We start from the raw sequence: 5,131 nt of genomic DNA, 5'->3' as shown, positions 1-5,131 counted from the left end.
AGCTTTAGCGGTTTTACATAAGGGTATGTAAAGTGAAATAAACTTAAAGGAGAAAGCCATGAAAAAAGGTTTTACAATGATTGAGTTGATCTTCGTGATCGTAATTTTAGGTATTTTAGCAGCAGTTGCTATTCCAAGACTAGCAGCTACAAGAGATGATGCAGAAGTTGCAAAGACTTTGTCAAACTTAAGCACTATGATTTCAGATGTTACAAGCAACTACACAGCACAAGGTGAATTTGCAGCAAATATTGACCAAATGACAAATGTTGCTGGTGTTGCATGGGTTGATACTACTAAAAGCCTTAGTGACTTAAATACTGAGGCTGTTGCAGAGGGTAAAACAATCCAATCACAGTTTAACTTCAAAGTTGGTAAAGATAATGATTGTGTTCTAGTAACTTTCATCAAAAACGATCAACAAGATGTAAATCTCTATGTTGGAACAGCAAAGCTAGTAACACTTCAAGACGCGGTTGAAAAAGCAGAGGCTGATTTAAAGAAGGCTGAAAGCGCTGCCACACCTGATCCAACAGCAATAACTGCTGCTAAAGACAAACTTAAAAAAGAACAAGATGCATTAAAGGCAGCTTTAGAGAAAAAAGGTGCTATTGCTAAAGATGGTGCTACAGCACAATGCAGAACTCTAACATCTACAGGCTCTTTCCAAGATATGGCTGGTAAGAGATATAAACTTAGCGGTTCTAACGTAAAATTCTAAACTCTGCTCTTATAAGAGTTTCGCCCAAAGGTCAAAAGCCTTTGGGCTTTTTAAATTTAAATCAAAAAAGAACTTAAGATGACTGATAAAGAAAAATTACCAAATATCGTTTCGTATTGGAAATTGGAAGAGGATTTTATACTATATGATGATGGAGATTTTTTCGTGATTTATGGAGTATATAATCGTAAAAAGAGTGAAGAAAAACCGGGCTTTGCTTTAGGTATTTGTTGGAAAGGTTATCCTGTATATCATAATGTTTTATGTCCTACTGTACTCGATGAGAAAACTTCTAAAATCATTTTATCAGGTCTTTCAAGCTTTGCCGTGATGCAAAAAGATATTAAAAAACTTGAAATCATCAATAAACTATCTTCAAAATTATTTAAAGATTAGATTTGATTGGTCATTTAAAAACTTACAACACAGGCAATAGCACAACTAAATCAAAAAAATATCAAAGTTATAAACTTTAGAAATAAAATACTATAAATCAATTTTTAATCGGCTTTTACGATTTGACTGTTTTGAAATTTTAGTTTTAAAATGTCTGTTTTTATAAAAATATCTATAAAATTTTTACTATATTTGACTTTAAAATTTTGTATTTTTGTTTTGGCTTGTGGAATTTCACCTTTATTTATCTGCATTTTAGTTGATGAAATTTGCAAAAAAGACTTTAAATTTCAGTTGCTAAATTTAAACTCTCAAAACCCAGCTCAAACTTGCATTCTTAAAACCTAGCCAAGATTTTGAAATTTAGGCTTTTAAACCTTTAAATTTGTAAAAATTTGAGTTATATCTTTTAGCTACTTTTATCTGCCATTTAATCAACCACTATAAATAATCTTTAAAATAAGCCACCTACGCTACGCCCACCAAATTCATCAAGCCGCCACAAACAAGCCAAACCACCTCAAAGCGTCCAATGCTCCAACCACAATCAGCCTCCAAGCAGAGCGACACAAAGCCAAATCCATTCAAAACTCATCACCATAAAACACCACCCAATCCGCCAAAACACTCACCATTAACAACAAAATAACTCTTTTTTAAGTATATGCCAAACACCAAGACTTCAAAATCCCCACCAACCCACCAGCCAAACTTGCAAAAGTCGCTTAAAGACCATTAAAAATTGCGAATTAATGTTATAATATGGCTCTCATTAAAGGATATTTGCATAAGAGTATGCGACCGTCCAATACAAAAGGAGAAAAAATGAAAAGAGCTTTTACGATGATTGAACTCATCTTTGTTATTGTTATTGTGGGTATTTTAGCCGCAGTTGCTATCCCAATGCTATCTGCTACAAGAGATGATGCCACCGCTGCAAGATGCGCCACCGACGCCTCAACCGCACTTAGTGACATTTTAAGCTATTCGCTTGCAAAGGGCGAGTTTGACGGCAATTTTAGCAAGATGACCGCTGTCCAATTGCAAGATGGCAACCTACTTGCAAAGGACAAAAAGTGCATTAAGTTTGCATTTGACAAGCAAAATGAGCTTCTCATAGTAAGTCCGGGCGAAGACAACGCGAGCGGCATTTGTAAAACTATCCTAAACGATACAGCCGCAAAAAGTCTCATTAAGAGTTATAAACTTGGCAATATGGAGGTAGTTCAATAGAGTGGTAATCCCACTCTAGCCACCAAAACTACCAGAATTCAGGCTCCAAAACCCAGCCGTATTTAGCTTTTAAATTTCAGTTGTTATTTAAGACTTTAACTTTCAAAAATCCAGCTCAAATTTAAACTCTCAAAACCCAGCCGAAGTTTGAAATTTAGGCTTTTAAACTTTTAAATTTATAAGTAACTTTAAGTTGGTGAGCTGTTAAATAGATTGTAGTTTTTAAAGCAAATCAAACTTTGAAATTTAAACTTTCAAAATGTAGGTTGATTTAGCCTTTAAATTTCCAAAACCCAGCCATTAATCTTTTAAATTTCAGTTGTTATTTAAGACTTTAAATTTCAAAAACTACTCAAATTCAAATAGAAAAGCCTCAGTATCCAAAGTCCCAAAAACAACTCAAACTAAAAATTTCAAAAGCCAAAAATGAAGCTCAAAGCTCCAAAACTAAGCCCAAATTTAAGACTTTAAATTTCAAAAACAAGCTTAAATTTTAAAATTTAGACTTTTAAACTTCCAAATTTAGAGCCAAATTTAGCTCCAAACTTCGCTTTTATTTATCTCTGTTGATAACTTCGATGTGTAGATTTTCCAAGATATCAAACGCCTTTTGCTCCATCGCCTTGTCATATGAGCTAGTTGCCTTAGCATCGACAAATATCCTAGCTTCCGGCGCGCTAGCCTTTGCGATGATGGCATTTGAGATGACGCAGATGTTACTTACAAGTCCTGCAAGCTCAACGCTCTCATAGCCCCTTTTTTCTATCAACTTACCAAGCTCAAGCGATGCAAAAGTTGGCTTTTTTATGATGGTGTGAGGCTTTGAGATCTCTTTTAGAGTATCTACTAGCTCCCAGCCCTTGCTATCTTTGATGCAGTGAGGCACGGGCAAAAACTTCCCCTCTACGCTTTGCATGTAGCTCTCATCGTGAGTATCCAAAGTAAAGATCACATCATCGCCACGACTCTCATACTCTCTTATCTTTTCCAAACAGACCTTTTCTATCTCCTTTGCTCCCTCAAATCCAAGCGCCCCATCTACAAAGTCATTTTGCATATCGACCACAACTAAAACTCTTTTCATCAGTATCCTCCTTCATTTAATACCTTATAGCTTTGGCAGCCTTTCGTCTCTCTTAGGTCACACGCCTTGCCAAAATACTCCTTAGCGAGCTTCAAATCCTCTTTGCCGTGAGTTTTGTTGGTATAAGAGAGACCCACTTCCAAGCAACTACTCCCAAGTCCCGCCTCACAAGCCTTTTTGAGATAGCCAAGGCTATCCTTTGGCGCGCACATCTTTGCCGCCTCAGCGCAGCACTTAGCGCAACTCACGCCGCACTCTTTGCTAAATAGCTCAAATGCCTTTTTTAGGTCCTGCCTAACGCCTCTACCATCTCTATACATCCTTGCAAGCTCGCCACACCCTGCACGCTCATCTGCTACGCAAGACTTTCTAAAGTATCCCACCGCCTCAAACTCATCAGCCGCCACGCCAAGCCCGCCGTCATACATAAGCCCAGCACTATAGCAACTTTGCAAAAACCCAAGCTCACAAGCTCTAACAAAGAGCCGCAAACTCTCCGCCATCTTTGGCTCTTTGCTAGAGAGATAGAGATATCCTAGATTGTGACAGGACTTTGCTCGAAGCTCAGTAGAACTTGCATCATCACAAAGCGCGCTTAGTATCGTTACGCCACTCTTTTGGTCGCCACTATCAAGAGCGCTCTTTGCTCTAGCAAACAGCTCCAACTCCTCTATATCTGCTATCTGCCCACATCCAAAGACCAAAGCCACCATAAGCACTATCAACTTCTTCATACCAACTCCTAAAGCGACTATTTTATCAAATATTTTTCAACAAAGCCCACTCTCATCTAAAGCAAAATTATCTTTAAAAAAAGATGATTTCATTTACCATTCATTAATAAAGTAAATTTTTACTATCAACTCACCTACCCAAAGCCTCCCCCTACATCGCGCTTTATAGGCAAAATGTCATTTTTATGACACTTATAATCTAAAAGATAGTATAATCATAAATTAATTTATTAAAATACATTTTAAGAAAAGGTTTCATTATGAATAAGATTTTTAAGTCCAAGAGTAAAAACGGCACCTCTGTAGCCATGAGTGAGCTATCAAGCGCCAAGTCATCAGTGTGTGGCAACACCAAAGCCAAAGAGGAGTCTTTGTCGCTGCTTGCAAGCTTCATAACCAAACTCTCACTTCTAACAGCACTGCTACTTAGCCCTAGTTTGGTGATGGGAAGTTATATCATCGTTGATGATGATGGCAAAGACCCGAATCTCAGCAATGGAGACACTGCACAAAATTTGAAAGAAGTAAAAACCGGTGGGCCAGTGACATTCCCGGTTGATGCAGACTACGCATTTGACTCTGGAGCAACTAACGGAAACAATAGACTAAGGATAAAAGGGATTGATGGTATTCATCTAAAAATGGGCAGATATGCCGACTCTGATCAAGCTAATAAAGGTTCACAACGTTGGATGACTATCGGTCTAGACTATGGCAAGCTTGACTACAAAAAACTTACAGAAAACTTAAACAAGCCCACCAACATGAAAGGCAGTATCACATCAAGTGACTTAACTATAACCAATGGAGCAAACAGGCTATTTGGCGATAATGTCACTATCTCTATAAAAGATGGCTCTATAACAGAAGCTAAGATGCATAAAGACCTAAAAGATAAGATTGACAAAGCCTCTAAACTAGCAGATGGCAACATAACATTTGGTGCAGACTCAGGAACAGCAA

At 37.5% G+C, this 5,131-nt stretch carries 6 protein-coding genes; 4 read left to right on the top strand and 2 right to left on the bottom strand.

Annotated elements, in window-relative coordinates; translation table 11 throughout:
- Nucleotides 1-58: 58 nt before the first annotated feature.
- The 3 genes from Q0X52_RS07830 to Q0X52_RS07820 all read left to right on the top strand — a co-directional run bounded on the left by Q0X52_RS07830 (nt 59) and on the right by Q0X52_RS07820 (nt 2,350).
- The gene (locus Q0X52_RS07830; protein ID WP_297576629.1) at nt 59-721 is read left to right on the top strand and encodes a type II secretion system protein; all 663 of its coding nucleotides are present in this window, start codon (nt 59-61) and stop codon (nt 719-721) included.
- Between the two features lie 78 nt (nt 722-799).
- Entirely contained in the window at nt 800-1,117 is a 318-nt protein-coding gene (locus Q0X52_RS07825) for a hypothetical protein (protein WP_297576628.1), read from the top strand.
- A gap of 825 nt (nt 1,118-1,942) precedes the next feature.
- Nucleotides 1,943-2,350, top strand: coding sequence for a type II secretion system protein (locus Q0X52_RS07820; protein ID WP_297576627.1), 408 nt, complete (start codon nt 1,943-1,945; stop codon nt 2,348-2,350).
- A 553-nt stretch (nt 2,351-2,903) separates the two neighbouring features.
- Here the strand turns inward: Q0X52_RS07820 and Q0X52_RS07815 are convergent.
- The gene (locus Q0X52_RS07815) at nt 2,904-3,434 is read right to left on the bottom strand and encodes a cysteine hydrolase family protein (protein ID WP_297576626.1); all 531 of its coding nucleotides are present in this window, start codon (nt 3,432-3,434) and stop codon (nt 2,904-2,906) included.
- Nucleotides 3,434-4,168 (bottom strand): tetratricopeptide repeat protein, encoded by a 735-nt coding sequence (locus Q0X52_RS07810; RefSeq protein WP_297576625.1) that lies wholly within the window; start codon nt 4,166-4,168, stop codon nt 3,434-3,436. Before Q0X52_RS07810 ends, Q0X52_RS07815 begins: the two co-directional genes overlap by 1 nt.
- A gap of 260 nt (nt 4,169-4,428) precedes the next feature.
- Between Q0X52_RS07810 and Q0X52_RS07805 the strand changes: the two genes are divergently transcribed.
- Nucleotides 4,429-5,131: hypothetical protein (locus Q0X52_RS07805; RefSeq protein WP_297576630.1), on the top strand; the 703-nt coding region annotated here is incomplete at its 3' end.

The organism is uncultured Campylobacter sp. (genome assembly GCF_947255105.1).
Lineage (GTDB): Bacteria > Campylobacterota > Campylobacteria > Campylobacterales > Campylobacteraceae > Campylobacter_B.
Note: the sequence above shows the minus strand (reverse complement) of the source record. Positions and strands in the feature narration are given on the sequence as shown.

Bases quoted from the DNA above. Each gene is read 5' to 3' on its own strand.
- Q0X52_RS07830 (WP_297576629.1), top strand. From the start codon at position 59: ATGAAAAAAGGTTTTACAATGATTGAGTTGATCTTCGTGATCGTAATT.
- Q0X52_RS07825 (WP_297576628.1), top strand. From the start codon at position 800: ATGACTGATAAAGAAAAATTACCAAATATCGTTTCGTATTGGAAATTG.
- Q0X52_RS07820 (WP_297576627.1), top strand. From the start codon at position 1,943: ATGAAAAGAGCTTTTACGATGATTGAACTCATCTTTGTTATTGTTATT.
- Q0X52_RS07815 (WP_297576626.1), bottom strand. From the start codon at position 3,434: ATGAAAAGAGTTTTAGTTGTGGTCGATATGCAAAATGACTTTGTAGAT.
- Q0X52_RS07810 (WP_297576625.1), bottom strand. From the start codon at position 4,168: ATGAAGAAGTTGATAGTGCTTATGGTGGCTTTGGTCTTTGGATGTGGG.